The organism is Pseudomonas sp. CCC4.1 (genome assembly GCF_035019225.1).
Classification (GTDB): domain Bacteria; phylum Pseudomonadota; class Gammaproteobacteria; order Pseudomonadales; family Pseudomonadaceae; genus Aquipseudomonas; species Aquipseudomonas bubulae.
Genome location: NZ_JASJWL010000020.1, coordinates 38350 through 56824, shown reverse-complemented (window position 1 = coordinate 56824; position 18475 = coordinate 38350). Strand labels below are relative to the sequence as shown.

At 58.0% G+C, this 18475-nt stretch carries 17 protein-coding genes; 7 read left to right on the top strand and 10 right to left on the bottom strand.

Annotated features, from left to right (window positions below):
- Nucleotides 1-52: 52 nt before the first annotated feature.
- Nucleotides 53-457 carry a flagellar basal body-associated protein FliL gene (locus QN377_RS10780; RefSeq protein WP_095000707.1) on the bottom strand — a complete coding sequence of 135 codons (405 nt, stop codon included), beginning with the start codon at nt 455-457 and terminating at the stop codon, nt 53-55.
- 62 nt (nt 458-519) lie between these two features.
- Nucleotides 520-891: a hypothetical protein gene (locus QN377_RS10775; RefSeq protein WP_095017821.1), complete on the bottom strand. Its 372-nt coding sequence runs from the start codon at nt 889-891 to the stop codon at nt 520-522.
- Nucleotides 892-1249: 358 nt separating this feature from the next.
- Between QN377_RS10775 and glpT the strand changes: the two genes are divergently transcribed.
- Complete coding sequence (gene glpT, locus QN377_RS10770; RefSeq protein ID WP_095020106.1) at nt 1250-2605, top strand: glycerol-3-phosphate transporter; 1356 nt, start codon at nt 1250-1252, stop codon at nt 2603-2605.
- On the opposite strand, the gene QN377_RS10765 is transcribed toward glpT, so the two are convergent.
- Complete coding sequence (locus QN377_RS10765) at nt 2602-3249, bottom strand: gamma-glutamylcyclotransferase (protein WP_095000704.1); 648 nt, start codon at nt 3247-3249, stop codon at nt 2602-2604. The two genes, glpT and QN377_RS10765, sit on opposite strands and share 4 nt — an antisense overlap.
- A gap of 314 nt (nt 3250-3563) precedes the next feature.
- On the opposite strand from QN377_RS10765, the gene QN377_RS10760 reads away from it, so the two are divergent.
- Nucleotides 3564-4046: a sn-glycerol-3-phosphate transporter gene (locus QN377_RS10760; RefSeq protein ID WP_322213945.1), complete on the top strand. Its 483-nt coding sequence runs from the start codon at nt 3564-3566 to the stop codon at nt 4044-4046.
- On the opposite strand, the gene QN377_RS10755 is transcribed toward QN377_RS10760, so the two are convergent.
- From QN377_RS10755 to QN377_RS10730, 6 genes are all read right to left on the bottom strand, one after another.
- Nucleotides 4043-5011: a CDP-6-deoxy-delta-3,4-glucoseen reductase gene (locus tag QN377_RS10755; RefSeq protein WP_095000702.1), complete on the bottom strand. Its 969-nt coding sequence runs from the start codon at nt 5009-5011 to the stop codon at nt 4043-4045. The two genes, QN377_RS10760 and QN377_RS10755, sit on opposite strands and share 4 nt — an antisense overlap.
- Nucleotides 5011-6477: a 4-hydroxy-3-polyprenylbenzoate decarboxylase gene (ubiD, locus tag QN377_RS10750; RefSeq protein WP_095025174.1), complete on the bottom strand. Its 1467-nt coding sequence runs from the start codon at nt 6475-6477 to the stop codon at nt 5011-5013. The genes QN377_RS10755 and ubiD overlap by 1 nt, the downstream gene beginning before the upstream one ends.
- A 69-nt stretch (nt 6478-6546) precedes the next feature.
- On the bottom strand, nt 6547-8541 hold the full coding sequence (locus tag QN377_RS10745) for an acyltransferase family protein (RefSeq protein WP_322213942.1): 1995 nt from the start codon (nt 8539-8541) through the stop codon (nt 6547-6549).
- Between the two features lie 121 nt (nt 8542-8662).
- Nucleotides 8663-9922, bottom strand: coding sequence for a transcription termination factor Rho (gene rho / locus QN377_RS10740; RefSeq protein ID WP_016783019.1), 1260 nt, complete (start codon nt 9920-9922; stop codon nt 8663-8665).
- 233 nt (nt 9923-10155) lie between these two features.
- The gene (trxA, locus tag QN377_RS10735) at nt 10156-10485 is read right to left on the bottom strand and encodes a thioredoxin TrxA (protein ID WP_016783018.1); all 330 of its coding nucleotides are present in this window, start codon (nt 10483-10485) and stop codon (nt 10156-10158) included.
- 120 nt (nt 10486-10605) lie between these two features.
- A complete protein-coding gene (locus QN377_RS10730; protein ID WP_095000699.1) occupies nt 10606-11313 on the bottom strand; it encodes a FadR/GntR family transcriptional regulator in 708 nt (235 codons plus the stop codon).
- 257 nt (nt 11314-11570) lie between these two features.
- On the opposite strand from QN377_RS10730, the gene QN377_RS10725 reads away from it, so the two are divergent.
- The 5 genes from QN377_RS10725 to ppx all read left to right on the top strand — a co-directional run bounded on the left by QN377_RS10725 (nt 11571) and on the right by ppx (nt 16077).
- A complete protein-coding gene (locus tag QN377_RS10725) occupies nt 11571-12356 on the top strand; it encodes a transporter substrate-binding domain-containing protein (protein WP_095000698.1) in 786 nt (261 codons plus the stop codon).
- Nucleotides 12357-12377: 21 nt separating this feature from the next.
- Nucleotides 12378-13043, top strand: coding sequence for an amino acid ABC transporter permease (locus QN377_RS10720; protein ID WP_095000697.1), 666 nt, complete (start codon nt 12378-12380; stop codon nt 13041-13043).
- Nucleotides 13040-13690 (top strand): amino acid ABC transporter permease, encoded by a 651-nt coding sequence (locus QN377_RS10715; protein ID WP_169916205.1) that lies wholly within the window; start codon nt 13040-13042, stop codon nt 13688-13690. The genes QN377_RS10720 and QN377_RS10715 overlap by 4 nt, the downstream gene beginning before the upstream one ends.
- Nucleotides 13677-14402 (top strand): amino acid ABC transporter ATP-binding protein, encoded by a 726-nt coding sequence (locus QN377_RS10710; protein WP_095000695.1) that lies wholly within the window; start codon nt 13677-13679, stop codon nt 14400-14402. Before QN377_RS10715 ends, QN377_RS10710 begins: the two co-directional genes overlap by 14 nt.
- A gap of 172 nt (nt 14403-14574) precedes the next feature.
- Nucleotides 14575-16077 (top strand): exopolyphosphatase, encoded by a 1503-nt coding sequence (gene ppx / locus QN377_RS10705; RefSeq protein WP_095000694.1) that lies wholly within the window; start codon nt 14575-14577, stop codon nt 16075-16077.
- 61 nt (nt 16078-16138) lie between these two features.
- Here ppx and ppk1 read toward each other — a convergent pair whose 3' ends face one another.
- Complete coding sequence (ppk1, locus tag QN377_RS10700) at nt 16139-18376, bottom strand: polyphosphate kinase 1 (RefSeq protein WP_095000693.1); 2238 nt, start codon at nt 18374-18376, stop codon at nt 16139-16141.
- Nucleotides 18377-18475: the final 99 nt, after the last annotated feature.

Here is an 18475-nt window from a genome sequence, read left to right as displayed (position 1 = left end):
GCATCGCGAGCAGGCCTGCTCCCACACAAAAGCCAAGCCCGTAGCTGCGCCTTTACTGAACGATCAAATTGTTGAACAACAGATCGTCCACCATCGGCTTGCCGGTTTCATCGCTCATCACCTGCCGGATCTGCTTCAAGGCTTCCTGGCGCAGCTTCTCCTTGGCCTCGACACTGCCCAGGGTTTCGCTGGTCTGCTGGGTAAACAACCCCACCAGTTGATTACGAATCAATGGGTCATTGGCTTTGACCGCCCTGGCTGCATCGGCACCCGTCACGCGCAAGGAAATATCAGCCTTGTACACCTTGAGCCTGGAACTGCCATCCAGACCGTAGTTACCCACAAATGGCGGGCTCAGACTGATGTAGCTGACCTTGTCGCCACCTTCCTGCGCCTCTTCCCCGACCGCCGCCATCGGCAAAGCCAGGGCCAGCATCAACATGATCCACGCTTTCACAATTCGCTCCTTCATTCGGTGTGGAGGCAAGCATACGGGGCTGCTTGAGGGCCTATCTAGCGTTATCGGCCAGCGGGTGACTTACTTGTGCCTGTGGTTGCCATCAGCAGTTTCTGAACGCTCGCGGGCAACATGTCCACAAATGGACGACTGCCTATGCGCCGGCAGGTCTTGACCACCTTTTCCACATCCCTCGATAGCTCGTACATGGCAGTCGATAGCTGGTCGCGTGAATACAGCCCGTCCTCAAACCCTTCAATCAACCGGTTGCGGGTTTGCCTGAACAGCGTCAACTCAGCCAGAGGCAGGTCGACCCCGCGACGAATATAGCCCCTGATTTCCCGGTTTAACTTCAGGCAGGTGAAACTGTTGATATCTGGCGCAGGTTCGCCAGCCCACGCAGTAAACGCCACAAACCCCAGCACAAGCTTCATAGCCTTCCCCCGGCGGCGCACCCCATAGGGCTGCAAAGGGGAAATTCTATTGATGTGCAGGCCAATAGCTCAGTCCTGGAGCTCCGATTCCAGCGTGGGATTGTTCCTATTGAACTTGCATTTAAACCCTACGAAAACATTTGTTGCCGCTGTATTCGCCGAGCCTGTGGATAGTTTTCAGATAGACCCGAGCAGCGAAGCTAGCCTGCTTAGGGTTTTATACCCAGGCGACATGTTCATAAGCGAAAATCGCATGTGGGATTTTTCCTTCAGCTCTAAAGGGCAAGGCCTGTCATTTTCAGTAACGAAAATGTAACGTTCGGCACCGCCGATATAACAAGAAATTTGGAGCTCTTGAATGTTTGCTTTTTTCCGACCTGCCGTACACCAGGCGCCTCTGCCTGAAGAAAAAATAGACAGCACTTACCGACGACTGCGCTGGCAAATCTTTGCCGGTATCTTTTTTGGCTATGCGGGTTACTACCTGCTGCGCAAAAACTTCTCTCTGGCCATGCCCTACTTGATCGATGAGGGCTACACCCGAGGTCAACTGGGTGTCGCAATGTCAGCGATTGCCATTGCCTACGGCTTATCCAAGTTCCTCATGGGGCTGGTGTCCGACCGCTCTAACCCGCGCTTCTTTTTACCCTTTGGCTTGATGATCTCAGCGGGAGTGATGTTCATTTTCGGTTTCGCACCTTGGGCAACATCCAGTGTGACCATGATGTTCATTTTGCTGTTTATCAACGGCTGGGCGCAGGGCATGGGTTGGCCGCCCAGTGGCCGTACCATGGTGCACTGGTGGTCGCAGAAGGAACGCGGCGGTGTGGTATCGGTGTGGAACGTGGCCCACAACGTGGGCGGTGGTCTGATCGGCCCGCTGTTTTTACTGGGTATGGCCTGGTTCAACGACTGGCACGCGGCCTTCTATGTACCTGCCACGGTGGCGCTGCTGGTGGCGCTGTTTGCGTTTGTCACCATGCGCGACACCCCACAGTCCGTTGGTTTGCCGCCGATCGAGCAGTACAAGAATGATTACCCGGCGGGTTACGACGCCAGCCACGAAGACGAATTCAGCGCCAAAGAGATCTTCGTCAAATACGTGCTGCGTAACAAAATGCTCTGGTATATCGCCCTGGCCAACGTGTTCGTCTACCTGCTGCGCTACGGCGTGCTGGACTGGGCGCCGACCTATCTGAAGGAAGCCAAGCACTTCACGGTGGACACCACGTCGTGGGCTTACTTCTTCTACGAGTGGGCGGGAATTCCGGGCACGCTGCTGTGCGGCTGGATGTCGGACAAGATTTTCCGCGGCAATCGCGGGCTGACCGGCATTGTCTTTATGTCGCTGGTGACCGTCGCAACCCTGGTTTACTGGCTTAACCCGCCAGGCAACCCGACCGTGGACATGATCGCGCTGTTTTCAATCGGCTTTCTGATTTACGGGCCGGTAATGCTGATCGGTTTGCAGGCACTGGAACTGGCACCGAAGAAAGCCGCAGGTACTGCCGCAGGCTTTACAGGGCTGTTCGGCTACCTGGGTGGCTCGGTGGCGGCCAGTGCGGCCATGGGCTATCTGGTTGACCACTTCGGTTGGGATGGCGGCTTTGTGCTGCTGATCAGCGCGTGCCTGCTGGCCATCGCATTCATGATCCCGACGCTGCGCCACAAGAACCAGGCCAGCGAAGAACGTGCGATAACCGCTCCCGCTTAAGGCGCAATCGGTACGCAGCGCTTGAGCCGCGCCTCCAGGTTTCGATCTGGCATGGCGTGGCTGCGCAGGGCACTTACGGTCTGCTCGACATAATCGCGAGTAGTGCCGTAGCGCCCGCTGGCGTTGGCCAACACCTGGCTCAACACGTCATCCGGCAGGTTGCCCGCATAGCTGGGTAAATGCCGCTCCAGCACAAAGCCCAGGGCCTGCACCTGACTGCCATCGTCCAGTCTGCACGTCAGCCAGTGCGGGCGATACGAGGGCACCGGCATTTCGCGAAGCCACAAGGCATGCAGTGAGGCGTCCAGGTTTTCTTCCGGCAAGCGATAGGCAAAGCCACTGCACGACCCCCCTCGATCCAGACCAAAAACCAGACCTGGCCACTGCGGTGTGCCGCGATGCTCGTGAGACCACAGATACAGCCCGCGATGGTAGCCATGCACCCGCCCACGCACGCGCTCGACCGCCGTGCACTCAGGGCGCCAGATCAATGAACCATAAGCAAATAACCAGACCGGCCCGCCCTGATGGCGCGCCATGGTGCTGTGCACGGAGTTGAGCAGTTGCTCTGGAGTCAACGGTGCCCCGAGATCAAGCTGCGGGGGGTAGATCGAGTTTAAACCAGCAGATTCAATAACAGTCATAACGGGGAAATGGATCCTGCAAACATGACGTAACAGAAACTAATCCACCAATCTTATATCACTGCACACTCAATGATCTGACCAACCGGACAGGCTGCTGACAGGCGCGAAACAGGATAATCAAGCCAGCGACTCAAACCAGGCGAGAATCGGTTACGCGCCAAATAAGCACAAACACCCAATAAGAAAAAGAAAATTCCTACAAGCATATATGACATTGCTTAGGTACTGCCTACACCAATTAAAACAGGATAGGTACCTCTGGATAGCTGTGCACCCTACGCACACTTCAAATAACCACCAGAAGGTGCAAAATGCGAAAAAGAGCTCTCTGCTACTGTTTACCGATACTTGCATACGCCAGCACAACCCTGGCGCAAGACAATACAACACAGGACGACAAAGGGTTCTGGTACCTGCAAACCAGCGTATATACCCGACACTTTTCACCTGACTCCGAGCACAACAACAATCAGGATTTGATTGGTATTGAACGCAATGAAGCTTCGGGGCTGGTCTATGGAGCGGCCACCTTTCGCAACTCATTCAGCCAGCGATCGTTTTACACCTACGCGGGCAAACGCTTTGATAGCGATACTTATCCTGTTTACTTGAAGTTGACGGGCGGCCTGCTGCAAGGTTACCGCGGCGAGTACAAGAACAAGATTCCCCTCAATCGCTTCGGCATTGCGCCGGTGATCATTCCCTCAGTCGGCGCCCACTACGGCCCGGTAGCCGCCGAGCTGGTGTTGCTCGGCTTCAATGCCGCCATGATTACCACTGGCGTGCGGTTTTAAGGGCGTGGGCAGTAGGCAAACACGTCGGCACGCATCTGGTGCGCGTCCATGCCGGCAGCTACCAACGCGTCGAGAGTACCGTAGATCATCGCTGGCGAACCGCTGGCATATACATGCACACTGGCCAGATCGCTGATGTCTTCGCACACGGCTTCATGCAGCATGCCGCAGCGCCCTTCCCAACCACACAAATCACTCACTACCTTATGCAGGAACAGGTTGGGGGTTTTCTCCCATTCAGCCCATTCATCCAGGGTGTAGAAGTCTTCCGGGCGACGCACGCCCCAGTACAAATGCACCGGATGCTTGAAACCCTTGGCACGGCAATGTTCGATCAGGCTGTGCATTTGCGCCATGCCGGTGCCCGCCGCGATCAGCACCAACGGCCCGTCCGGCAATTCAGACAAGTGCGTGTCACCAAACGGCAGCTCCAGGCGAACCATCCTGTTGCGCTGCAACTGCTCGATCAGCTTGCGGGCGCTGTCTTCACGCACCAGTACATGCAACTCCAGGTCGCGCCCCGAGTGCGGTGCGCTGGCCAGCGAGAATGCCGACTTGTCACCGTTTTCACGCTCCAGCATCACGTATTGCCCGGCGTGATAACGCGGCGGCTTGCCCGCAGGTGCGCGCAAGCGCACCCGCCACACATCGCCACCCATATCGACACACTCGGTCAACTGACACGCCAGGCTACGCACCGGTAATTCTCCCAACGCAAGCACGCCATCCCACAACACCACACAGTCTTCAAGCGGGGCCGCCAGGCAGGTATAAAACTCGCCATGATCACGCACGTCTCCCGCCTGCTCGACCTGGCCTTCAACCAGCAAGGCCGCACACACGTGGCAATTACCATTGCGACAGCTCTGCGGGCATTCATAGCCCAGACGCTGCGCCGCATCCAGAATTCGCTCGCCAGGCAAGGTTTCCAGTACCGCACCTGAAGGCTGCAAGGTTACACGCATCAATCTATTCCTAATTGATTCCAGATGTCATCGATCCGGCGAGTGACCGCCTCATCCTTGACGATGACCCGACCCCATTCACGGGTGGTTTCACCCGGCCATTTGTTGGTTGCATCCAGGCCCATCTTCGAACCCAGGCCGGAAACCGGTGAGGCAAAGTCGAGATAGTCGATTGGCGTGTTGTCGATCATTACCGTGTCGCGCTTGGGGTCCATACGCGTGGTAATGGCCCAGATGACGTCGTTCCAGTCTCGGGCATTGATGTCGTCGTCAGTCACGATAACGAATTTGGTGTACATGAACTGGCGCAAAAACGACCACACACCCAGCATTACGCGCTTGGCGTGCCCCGGATACTGCTTTTTCATGGTCACGATGGCCATGCGGTACGAGCAGCCTTCGGGCGGCAAGTAGAAGTCGGTGATTTCAGGAAACTGCTTTTGCAGGATCGGTACAAACACTTCGTTGAGCGCCACGCCCAAAATCGCCGGCTCATCCGGTGGACGGCCGGTGTAGGTGCTGTGATAGATCGGCTTGACCCGATGGGTGATGCGCTCGACAGTAAACACCGGGAAGCTGTCCACTTCGTTGTAGTAACCGGTGTGGTCGCCGTACGGGCCTTCGGGCGCCATCTCGCCAGGGTGGATCACGCCTTCAAGGATGATCTCGGCAGTGGCCGGCACTTGCAGGTCGTTGCCGCGGCACTTCACCAGTTCGGTACGATTGCCCCGCAGCAAGCCGGCAAAAGCGTATTCCGACAGGCTGTCGGGCACCGGGGTCACGGCGCCAAGAATGGTCGCCGGGTCTGCGCCCAGGGCCACGGATACCGGGAATGGCTGGCCGGGGTGTTTTTCGCACCAGTCACGGTAGTCCAGTGCACCGCCTCGGTGGCTCAACCAGCGCATGATGACCTTGTTGCGGCCAATCACCTGCTGACGATAGATACCGAGATTCTGCCGGTCCTTGTTAGGGCCTTTGGTCACGGTCAGGCCCCAGGTAATCAGGGGCGCCACGTCGCCAGGCCAGCAATGCTGCACCGGCAGCATGGCGAGGTCTACGTCATCCCCCTCAAGGACCACTTCCTGGCACACCGCGTCCTTGACGACTTTCGGCGCCATGGCAATGATCTTGCGGAAGATCGGCAACTTGGACCACGCATCCTTCAGACCTTTAGGCGGCTCGGGCTCCTTGAGGAACGCCAGCAGCTTGCCGATTTCCCGCAGCTCGCTGACAGACTCGGCGCCCATGCCCATTGCCACGCGCTCTGGCGTGCCGAACAAATTGCCGAGCACCGGAATCGTGTGGCCAGTCGGGTTTTCGAACAGCAAAGCCGGGCCTTTGGCACGCAGCGTGCGGTCGCAGATTTCAGTCATCTCCAGGACTGGAGAAACGGGAATCTGGATGCGTTTCAATTCTCCGCGCTGCTCTAGCTGCTGCACGAAATCCCGAAGATCCTTGAATTTCATTGACGGTGGCACCCCTAAAATAGGCGTACATCCTACCTGCTATGCCGGCCGCTGGCAGCTTATCGCTGCTCAGCGGGCGGTATTGGCCTGCTCCGGGGCACGCAACGCCAGATCATCGAACAGCGGGGCCAATGCCGGGAGAACCAGGCGAGCGCCGATTTCGGACAGATGATTGTCATCGGTATACAACGAATGACCGTCCTGTTCGGCCCGGCACAACCCCGAGGCATCACACAACTGCGGGGTCGGGTCCAGTACCTGCACATTGGAATCAGCAGCCGCGATATCGGCAAACAGCCGGTTGATAAACGCTTTTTGCCTGAGGTGGTCTTCAACCGGCATGCCGACTTCGGCGGTTGGCTGGTGCAGCATCGCCAGGCGGCTCAGGCGGTACGGCGGATTGAACGGTTGCAACGGCGCCTCCTTCATCAGCCATACGCGGTACCCGGCCTTGCGCAATTGCTCGACCCTCGCCCGCAAGCCATCGGCCAACCGTTGTTCGGCGACCGCGCGGTCATAGTGGCCATTGCCATCGCGCAACGCATGGCCGTGATCGCCCTTGGCATCGCCATACAAGTACAGGCTCCAGCGGGCTACCAGCAGGATGTCGCGCACTGGCTCGGTCGCCAGGGTGCGCTCGACACGACGGTTGTAATCGGCGCACCGCGTACCGTGCTCCAGCCCCTCAAGCGGCAGGCAACCGGCCGAACTGGCCAGCATCACATTGACGCCATGCTGGCGGGCGCTTTCTTCCAGTGCCGGGATCAGGGCCGTGGCGTGGCTGTCGCCCCACACCAGCAACTGAGCCGGCGCGGTGGGCGATTGTCCGTAACGGCAGAACGGCGTGTCGGCCGGGCTCTTGTCATCAGTGATGCAGGCCATCAGCTCAGGTCGCCATTCGCTGGCCCGCGCATATTGCAACGCCTGCTCGGACAAACGCGACGGCAGGCCATCGGTCCAGCGCAGCGCCTGGCCGGCGATACCCAACACCAGAATGCCCAAGCCCGCCGCGACGAGAATCTGACGACGGCCAGCCAATATTCGACGCTCACGAAACGGCGTTTCGACAAAACGCCAGGACAGATAGCCGAGGATCAACGTCAGCGCAATCAACCCGCCCGTCAGCACGGGACCAAACTCCTCCGCGCCGGCATAACTGCCAAACACGAAAACCGGCCAGTGCCACAAATACCAGGAATAGGAAATCAGCCCGAGCCCGACCATTAGCCGCGTGCTCAACACACGCCCGACCCAGGTGCTCTGATGCTCATTGGCCCAGATCAGGGCCACCACGCCCAGCACGGGCAGCAACGCTGCGGCACCCGGGAACGGTGTGCTGTTGTCATAGCCGAACACAGCAACAAGAATCAGCCCCATGCCCAACAGGCTGATAGCTTGCGCTGCCGCCGGGGTCAGGCGCTTCTGGCTGGCAGGCGCAATCGCCAGCATGGCACCGGCCAGCAGTTCCCATGCCCGCATCGGCAACAGGAAAAACGCTTTCTCGGGATGCTGGGCCACGGCCCAGACGCTGAGCCCGAACGACACCAGCAACAGGCTGAACAAAGCCAGCCGCCAGTGCTTGAATCGGCTGGACAGCAGGGTCAGCAGCAAGGGAAAGACAATATAGAACTGTTCCTCAACCGCCAGCGACCAGGTATGCAGCAGCGGTTTTAGATCGCTGGCCGCATCGAAATAGCCCTCCTGGCGCATAAACAGCAGGTTGGAAACGAACATCACCTGGTAGCGCACCGAACGCCCCAGCTCTTCGTAGTCCTTGGGTGCCATCAGGAACCAGCCCACAGCCAGCACGGCGGCCATCATCACGAACAAGGCCGGCAGGATTCGCCGCGCGCGACGGGCCCAAAACTCGACAAAACTGAAGCGTGCCGCCTCACGCTGGCGCCAGATGATCGAGGTAATCAAATAACCGGAAATGACGAAGAACACATCGACGCCAACGAATCCGCCTGAAAAACCCGGCACACCAAAGTGGAACAGTACTACGGCAATCACGGCAACAGCTCGCAGGCCATCAATGTCCCTGCGATAAACAAGAGAAGTCATATACGCTCAATTTCGCTAATACATTGTTTTTATTGACCGAAGTTAAGCACAAACCTTCCTTTTTTTTTGGCATAAAAAAGGCGCCCTCGCGGGGCGCCTGATTTTTGTGCGAGAAACCGTGTTACTTGCGTTTCATCGACAAGAAGAACTCATCGTTGGTCTTGGTCTGCTTAAGCTTGTCGACCAGGAACTCGATGGCTGCAACTTCGTCCATCGGGTGCAACAGCTTGCGCAGGATCCACATGCGTTGCAACTCGTCGTCTGCAGTCAGCAACTCTTCACGGCGGGTACCGGAGCGGTTGATGTTGATCGCAGGGAAGACGCGTTTTTCAGCGATCTTGCGGTCCAGAGGCAGTTCCATGTTGCCAGTGCCTTTGAACTCTTCGTAGATCACTTCATCCATCTTCGAGCCGGTTTCAACCAGCGCGGTAGCGATGATGGTCAGCGAGCCGCCTTCTTCGATGTTACGCGCAGCACCGAAGAAACGCTTTGGCTTCTCAAGGGCGTGAGCATCGACACCACCGGTCAGTACCTTGCCGGAGCTCGGGATAACGGTGTTGTAGGCACGGGCCAGACGGGTGATGGAGTCGAGCAGGATCACCACGTCCTTTTTGTGTTCGACCAGGCGCTTGGCCTTCTCGATCACCATTTCGGCAACCTGCACGTGGCGGGTTGGTGGCTCGTCGAAGGTGGAAGCAACCACTTCGCCGCGAACGGTACGCTGCATTTCGGTTACTTCTTCAGGGCGCTCGTCGATCAACAGAACGATCAAGTGCACTTCAGGATTGTTACGCGAAATGTTCGACGCGATGTTCTGCAGCATGATGGTCTTGCCCGCTTTTGGCGGAGCAACGATCAGACCACGCTGACCTTTACCGATCGGAGCACAGAGGTCGATCACGCGACCGGTCAGATCTTCGGTGGAACCGTTACCGATTTCCATCTTCATGCGTACGGTCGGGAACAACGGGGTCAAGTTCTCGAAGAGAATCTTGTTTTTCGCGTTCTCGGGACGATCGTAGTTGATCGTGTCGACTTTCAGCAGTGCGAAGTAACGCTCGCCTTCTTTTGGCGGGCGGATTTTACCGACGATGGTGTCGCCGGTGCGCAAGTTGAAGCGTCGAATCTGGCTAGGCGAGACGTAGATATCGTCAGGGCCTGCCAGGTACGAGGCGTCAGCGGAGCGAAGGAAGCCGAAGCCGTCCTGGAGAATCTCCAGCACGCCATCACCGGAGATTTCCTCGCCGCTTTTCGCGTGCTTTTTGAGCAGGGAGAAAATCACGTCCTGCTTGCGCGAACGGGCCATATTTTCTATGCCCATCTGTTCGGCCAATTCGAGCAGTTCGGTAATCGGCTTTTGCTTGAGTTCAGTCAGGTTCATATAGGAATGACGTAATCATTTATGGGGAGGGAAATTAAGCTTTGGGCTTAATGAGGCCGCGCCGCAGAGAAGGCGACAGGATCGCGTACTAATTCGATAAGGAGTGCGTCGGCGACGGCTTGCAGGGGGCAATGGAGAAACCAGTGCGGGGCCGAATGTACCACTTGAGTTTCATAGCGTCTAGTCCTTGAGCCATGAAAAAGCCCCGCATTTAGCGGGGCTTTTATCGACGCTTAGATATTGGCGTCGAGGAATGCAGCCAACTGCGACTTCGACAGCGCACCGACCTTGGTGGCTTCAACGTTGCCGTTCTTGAACAGCATCAGCGTAGGAATACCGCGTACGCCGTGCTTGGCCGGGGTTTCCTGGTTTTCATCAATGTTCAGCTTGGCAACAGTCAGCTTGCCTTTGTAAGTCTCTGCGATCTCGTCCAGAACCGGCGCGATCATTTTGCAAGGGCCACACCATTCAGCCCAGTAGTCGACCAGTACAGCGCCTTCAGCCTTGAGAACATCGGCCTCAAAGCTAGCGTCGGTGACGTGTTTAATAAGATCGCTGCTCATGGAAGTCTCCGTGGTTGTAAGCAAAAACGTAGCACATCATAGCTGTCATCACCGCGTTCAGGAAGGTGAGGGACGATTGACTCTCACTATAGTGGTGCATGAGTGCAGATATCGCCCGTTTCAGGAGCCGTCGGGGGTGACGAAGGCAATCCCGGTTCGCGAGGCCGCCTGGCGAATGTGCTCGCTCATGGCCTTTTGTGCAGGGCCGCTGGCATGACGGGCCAGGGCCCGGAGGATTTTGCGGTGCTCCTGCCAGGTTTCCATGGCCCGCTCCGGGCGGATAAACGGCAGCTTCTGGCTTTCCAGAAAAATATCGCCACGGGTGATCAGCATAGTGGCCATTGCCTGATTGCCACTGGCACGCAGGATCAGTTGATGGAACTCGAAGTCCAGCTGCGCGGCACGCTCAAAATCCCCGGCGCGTAACTCATGGCGCATTGCCTCGACATTGTCCTGCAACACATCCAGTTCGTCGCGGGTCAAGCGCACCGCCGCCAGCCCCGCAGCGAAACCTTCCAGTGCGTATCGCAGCTGGAAAATATCCTGCGGGCAAGCCTGGGCTGCATAGGGCCAGTCCGTAACCGGAACAACCGGGACATCTGCTTGCGCGGCCTGCACATACACGCCTTTACCCGGCTGCACACTGATCACGCCCAGGGCACTGAGCGAAGATAACGCCTCGCGCAGCGATGCCCGGCTGACCCCCAACTGCACCGCCAGCTCGCGCTGCGACGGCAAGGCATCTCCCGGCGCAAAAGCGTTTTCGGCGATCAATTTACGAATGGCCAGCAATGCCACTTCGGGTACGGCCCGTGCGCTTGAATTCATCACAACTCGGCTTGATCGGCTCAGGAAAGGCGTAGTTGTAAAGCTATTGCCAACGCTCGGCAAGTCACGCCCCAAGCCGGTTCAAGCCCTGTGAGAAACGCCCGATAGAGGTGCAAAAAACGTCATCACTGTTCAGACCAGTCAGACCGCCGCATGCCTTTTGAAATCAGCCCTGGCGGTCATAAAAGCCCTGTTGGCATGGCCTGTGCTCTGGCTCAACGGCGCACACCACCGCGCGCCCTTTCCGGAGAATTGCCATGACCCAGCGTTACAGCGCCTTGATTTGCGCCTTGTTCGCCAGCCTGATGCTGAGCCAGGCCCCGGCCCACGCCAGTGACCTCGATGAGGTGATGGCACGCGGCACCCTCAAGGTCGCAGTCCCCCAGGATTTTCCGCCCTTCGGCTCGGTCGGCCCGGACATGCAGCCTCGCGGGCTGGATATCGACACCGCCAAATTGCTGGCCGATCAGCTCAAGGTCAAACTTGAACTGACGCCCGTAAACAGCACCAACCGTGTGCCCTATCTGACCACCGGCAAAGTCGATGTAGTGATTTCCAGCTTGGGCAAAAACCCGGATCGTGAAAAAGTCATCGATTTTTCCCACGCTTATGCGCCGTTCTACCTTGGCGTATTTGGCCCGCCAGACGCGCAGATCAAGACCCTGGATGACCTCAAGGGTAAAACCATCAGCGTGACCCGTGGCGCCATCGAAGACATCGAACTGACCAACGTGGCGCCAGCCGGCGTGACCATCAAACGCTTCGAAGACAACAACTCGACCATCGCCGCGTATCTGGCAGGCCAGGTGGACCTGATCGCCAGCGGCAACGTGGTGATGGTCGCCATCAGCGAACGCAACCCCAAGCGCATCCCGGCCATGAAACTCAAGCTCAAGGATTCACCGGTCTACGTCGGCGTGAACAAGGGCCAGCCCGAGTTGCTGGACAAGGTGAACCAGATTCTGGCCACGGCCAAGGCTGACGGCAGCCTGGAAAAAAACGCGCTGCAATGGCTTAAAGAGCCGCTGCCAGCTGACCTCTGACACTTTGCGACGGGGTCAATCATGGCTTATCAGTTCGACTTTTTACCGGTGCTGCAAAACAGCGACCTGTTATTACGCGGCGCCCTGTTTACCCTTGAACTGACAGCGATCGGCACAGTATTCGGCGTCAGCCTGGGGATTGTCGGCGCCGTGGTCCGGGCGTGGAATATTCGACCTTTCGCTGCGTTGTTCGGGTTGTATGTCGAGTTGATCCGCAACACGCCGTTTCTGGTGCAGCTATTTTTTATCTTTTTCGGCTTGCCGGGCCTGGGTGTGCATATCAGCGAGTGGCAGGCCGCGGTGCTGGCGATGGTGATCAACCTGGGTGCCTATTCCACGGAAATTATCCGCGCAGGTATTCAGGCGATCCCCAAAGGCCAGCTGGAAGCAGCATCTGCACTGGCCATGAGCCGATTCGAGGCGTTCCGCCATGTGGTCCTGCAACCGGCGCTGGCCAAGGTTTGGCCAGCTCTGAGCAGCCAGATCATCATCGTGATGCTCGGCTCGGCGGTCTGCTCGCAAATTGCCACTGAAGAGCTGAGCTTTTTTGCCAATTTCATTCAGTCACGCAATTTTCGCAGCTTCGAAACCTACGTCCTGACCACCCTGATTTACCTGTGCATGGCCTTGTTGATCCGCCAGTTACTGAACTGGTTCGGCCGCCGCTACCTGAGCAGGAGTCGCTGATGGATTTCACGTTCTGGGACATCGTGCGTAACTTGCTGACGGGTTTGCAGTGGACAGTCGCCCTGTCTCTTGTTGCGTTTATCGGCGGCGGCTTTATCGGCTTGCTGGTGTTGCTGATGCGCATTTCCAAAAGCCGCTTCGCCCGCACTCTGGCGCGCGGTTATATAGAGCTGTTCCAGGGTACGCCCCTGCTGATGCAGCTGTTTTTGATCTTCTTTGGCATTGCCCTGCTGGGCATCGATATTTCGCCGTGGATGGCCGCGGCCCTGGCGCTGACATTGTTCACCAGTGCCTACCTGGCCGAGATCTGGCGCGGCTGCGTCGAGTCGATTGCCCACGGCCAGTGGGAGGCCTCGGCCAGCCTGGCACTCAGCCCGCTGGAGCAATTGCGCTACGTGATCCTGCCGCAAGCCTTGCGGGTCGCCATCGCGCCGACCGTCGGCTTTTCGGTGCAGGTCATCAAAGGCACTGCCGTGACCTCGATTATTGGATTCACCGAATTGACCAAGACCGGCAGCATGCTGGCCAATGCCACCTTCGAGCCTTTCATGGTCTATGGCCTGGTGGCTCTGGGTTACTTCCTCTTGTGCTACCCCCTGTCGCTCAGTGCGCGCTATCTGGAAAGGAGACTGCATGCCTCTGCTTAGAGTTACCGCCCTGCATAAATACTACGGCGACCACCACGTGCTCAAAGGCATCGACCTGACGGTCGAACAGGGCCAGGTGGTCGCGATCATTGGCCGCAGCGGCTCGGGCAAGAGTACCTTGCTCAGAACCCTGAACGGGCTGGAGTCCATTAACGACGGGGTGATTGAGGTCGATGACGAATACCTGGATGCCGCCCGCGCAGACTTGCGAAGCCTGCGCCAGAAGGTCGGCATGGTGTTTCAGCAGTTCAATCTGTTCCCGCACCTGAGCGTGGGCGAAAACGTCATGCTGGCCCCGCAAGTGGTGCAAAAGGTGCCCAAAGCCAAGGCCGCCGAACTGGCGCGCCAGATGCTGGAACGGGTGGGGCTGGGCGACAAGTTCGACGCCTTCCCGGAGCGCCTGTCGGGCGGTCAACAGCAGCGGGTGGCGATTGCCCGGGCTTTGGCCATGTCACCCAAGGTGCTGTTGTGTGATGAGATCACCTCGGCCCTCGACCCGGAGCTGGTCAATGAAGTGCTCAGCGTGGTGCGCCAGCTGGCCCGTGAAGGCATGACGCTGATCATGGTCACCCACGAGATGCGTTTTGCCCGTGAAGTTGGCGACAAACTGGTGTTTATGCACCAGGGCAAGGTGCATGAAGTGGGTGACCCCAAAGTGCTGTTCGCCAACCCGCAAACCCCGGAACTGGCGAATTTCATCGGAACGTTGTAGTCACTGACGAGGTACGAGGCTACGGGAATCGTAGAGCCTGAAAACACGAGGCCTCGGATAACAGCTAACCTCATTGCTTTCGTGCTCCACATCAAGGCAGGTGATATCACGCGTTGGCGCGAGCCTTTGATCGTGGCACGATGGCCGGGTTATCGACCGAGACCCCTCAACCATGCCCCAATCCCAAGCAAGGAATCCGTCCCTGATCGCCGCCATTGATCTGGGTTCTAACAGCTTTCACATGGTGGTGGCCAAGGCCCAGAACGGCGAAATCCGCATACTTGAGCGTCTTGGTGACAAGGTGCAGTTAGCTGCCGGCATCGACGAAGAACGCAAGCTCAGCGAAGAATCCATGCAGCGCGGGCTCGATTGCCTCAAGCGTTTCGCCCAACTGATCAACGGTATGCCGTTGGGTGCCGTGCGTATTGTGGGAACCAACGCATTGCGCGAGGCGCGCAACCGCAACGAGTTTATCGTGCGTGCCGAAGAGATCCTGGGTCACACCGTTGAAGTGATTTCCGGTCGTGAAGAAGCGCGCCTGATCTACCTGGGTGTGTCCCACACCCTCGCCGACACGCCGGGCAAACGCCTGGTGGCCGACATCGGCGGCGGCAGTACCGAGTTCATCATTGGCCAGCGTTTTGAGCCCCTGCTACGCGAAAGCCTGCAAATGGGCTGCGTCAGCTTTACCCAGCGCTATTTCCGCGACGGCAAGATCACCCCGGCACGCTACGCCCAGGCCTACACGGCTGCGCGTCTCGAAATCATGAGCATCGAGCACGCCCTGCACCGCCTGACCTGGGATGAGGCCATCGGCTCTTCGGGTACCATTCGGGCCATTGGCCTGGCGCTCAAGGCGGGCGGTCATGGTAACGGCGAAGTAAACGCCGAAGGCCTGTCCTGGCTCAAGCGCAAGCTGTTCAAGCTGGGCGACGCGGACAAGATCGACTTCGAAGGCATCAAGCCCGACCGTCGCGCCATCTTCCCGGCCGGGCTGGCGATTCTTGAAGCAATCTTCGACGCCCTTGAACTGCAACGTATGGATCACTGTGACGGCGCCCTGCGCGAAGGCGTGCTGTACGACCTTCTGGGCCGCCATCACCACGAAGACGTGCGTGAGCGCACCCTCAGCTCGCTGATGGACCGTTACCATGTCGATCGCGAGCAAGCGGCACGGGTTGAACGCAAGGCGCTGCGCGCCTTCGATCAAGTGGCCAAGTCGTGGGGCCTCAAGGACGGTGTGTGGCGTGAACTGCTGAGCTGGGCGGCCAAGGTGCATGAAGTCGGGCTGGACATTGCCCACTATCATTACCACAAGCACGGCGCCTACTTGATAGAGCACTCCGACCTGGCTGGTTTCTCACGCGAAGACCAGCAAATGCTCGCGCTGCTGGTGCGCGGCCATCGTCGCAACATTCCTAAAGACAAGTTCGCCGAATTTGGCGAAGACGGCATCAAGCTGATTCGCCTGTGCGTGCTGTTGCGCTTTGCGATCCTGTTCTACCACATCCGTGGCAACCAGGAAGCCTCGCAGGTGAAGCTGCGCGCCGAGGGCGATCACCTGGACGTAATCTTCCCCGACGGCTGGCTGGAACAGAACCCGCTGACCCAGGCTGACTTCGAACAAGAAGCGCAATGGCTGACCCGGGTCGGAATTGTGCTGACGGTTTCCTGACCGGGCACAACTCAAACCAACTGTGGGAGCGAGCAGGCTCGCTCCCACAGTCGTTACAGCGCTATACCGATGGCCCGGTACTCACGGCCAGTACCGGCAGGCTCAGACGCTCAAGCAGCGTGGCTTGCGCACTGCGCGGGTTCTGGTTGCCCGTTGGCGTATTGCGGATATACCGCCCGTCCGACTGAAGGCTCCAGCTGTGGGTGTTGTCCGTCAGATAGCACTCAAGCTCCTTCTTGACCCGCAGAATCAGCTTTTTACCCTCGACCGGGAAGCACGTCTCAACACGCTTATCGAGATTGCGCTCCATCCAGTCGGCACTCGACAGGAACATCTGCTCCTCGCCGCCATTGAGGAAGTAGAACACCCGTGTGTGCTCCAGGAAGCGACCGATGATCGAACGCACATGAATATTGTGCGAAACGCCGGCAATCCCGGGACGCAGGCAGCACATCCCGCGTACCACCAGATCAATACGCACGCCGGACTGACTGGCCTTGTACAGCGCACGGATGATTTTCGGATCGGTCAGCGAGTTGAACTTGGCGATGATATGCGCCGGTTTGCCTTCAACAGCGAACTGGGTCTCGCGGGCAATCATGTCCAGCATGCCCTTTTTCAAAGTGAAAGGCGCATGCAGCAGTTTTTTCATGCGCAGCGTCTTGCCCATGCCGATCAACTGGCTGAACAACTTGCCGACGTCTTCACACAGCGCGTCGTCGGAGGTCAGCAAGCTGTAGTCGGTGTAAAGCTTGGCGTTGCCGGCGTGGTAGTTGCCGGTACCCAGATGCGCGTAACGCACGATCTCCCCCGCCTCACGGCGCAGAATCAGCATCATCTTGGCGTGGGTCTTGAAACCGACTACGCCATAGATCACTACCGCACCGGCAGCTTGCAGGCGACTGGCCAGTTGCAGGTTGGACTCTTCGTCAAAGCGCGCACGCAACTCGATCACCGCGGTCACTTCTTTACCGTTACGCGCCGCATCAACCAGCGCATCAACGATTTCCGAGTTGGCGCCGCTGCGGTACAGGGTCTGGCGTACGGCCAGCACATGCGGATCCTTGGCAGCCTGGCGAAGCAAGTCGACGACCGGAGTAAACGACTCAAACGGGTGCAGCAGCAAGATGTCCTGTTTGCTGACCACGCTAAAAATGTTCTCGCTGTTCTGCAACAGCTTGGGAATCGCCGGGGTAAACGGCGTGTATTGCAGCTCAGGGTGGCTGTCGAGGCTGGTGATGCTGAAAAGGCGTGTCAGGTTGACCGGACCATTGACCTGATACAACTCGGTCTCATGCAGGCTGAACTGCTTGAGCAGGTAGTCGGACAGATGCTTGGGGCATGTGTCGGCCACTTCCAGGCGTACGGCATCGCCGTATCGACGCGAGAACAACTCGCCACGCAGCGCACGGGCCAGGTCTTCAACATCTTCGGTATCAACCGCCAGATCGGCGTTACGGGTCAGGCGGAACTGGTAGCAGCCTTTCACCTTCATGCCTTGAAACAGGTCATCGGCGTGGGCGTGAATCATCGACGACAGGAACACATAGTTGTCGCCTGCCCCACCCACGTCTTCAGGCAGTTTGATCACGCGTGGCAACAGACGCGGTGCCGGGATGATCGCCAGGCCTGAATCACGACCAAAGGCATCGATGCCTTCCAGCTCGACGATAAAGTTCAGGCTCTTGTTCACCAGCAACGGGAACGGGTGCGTCGGGTCCAGGCCAATCGGCGTGATGATCGGCGCGATTTCGTCGCGGAAGAACTTGCGTACCCACGCCTTGATCTTGGTGTTCCAGTGCCGGCGACGGATAAAGCGCACCTGATGCTTTTCAAGCTCGGGCAACAGAATGTCGTTGAGGATCGCGTACTGGCGATCCACATGGCCGTGGACCAGTTCGCTGATGCGGGCCAGCGCCTGATGCGGCTGCAAGCCATCGGCACCGGCCTGCTCACGGGCGAAGGTGATTTGTTTTTTCAGGCCTGCGACACGAATTTCGAAAAACTCATCCAGGTTGCTGGAAAAAATCAGCAGAAACTTCAAGCGTTCAAGCAGCGGATAGGACTCATCCAGCGCTTGTTCCAATACGCGAATGTTGAACTGTAATTGCGACAACTCACGATGGATGTACAGGCTGCTGTCATCAAGGCCAGGAACGGCAATCGCCGGATGCACCGCCGCGTGCGACTCGGCCGCAGCAGGCGCATGGGCTTGCTGTTCAGGCGGGGTTTCAGGGACTGGCTCAACAATCGGCTGAGCTTCAGTGGCAACGATTTCAGCAAGTCCTTCGGTATTCATTGAATGTTCCTGTAAGAGCGGGTTTGACTCTCGTAACAGTTAAGCGACACCAGCAGTCAAGTTGTCAGAATGCCATCAACGCCTGTGGGTTTAAACCGC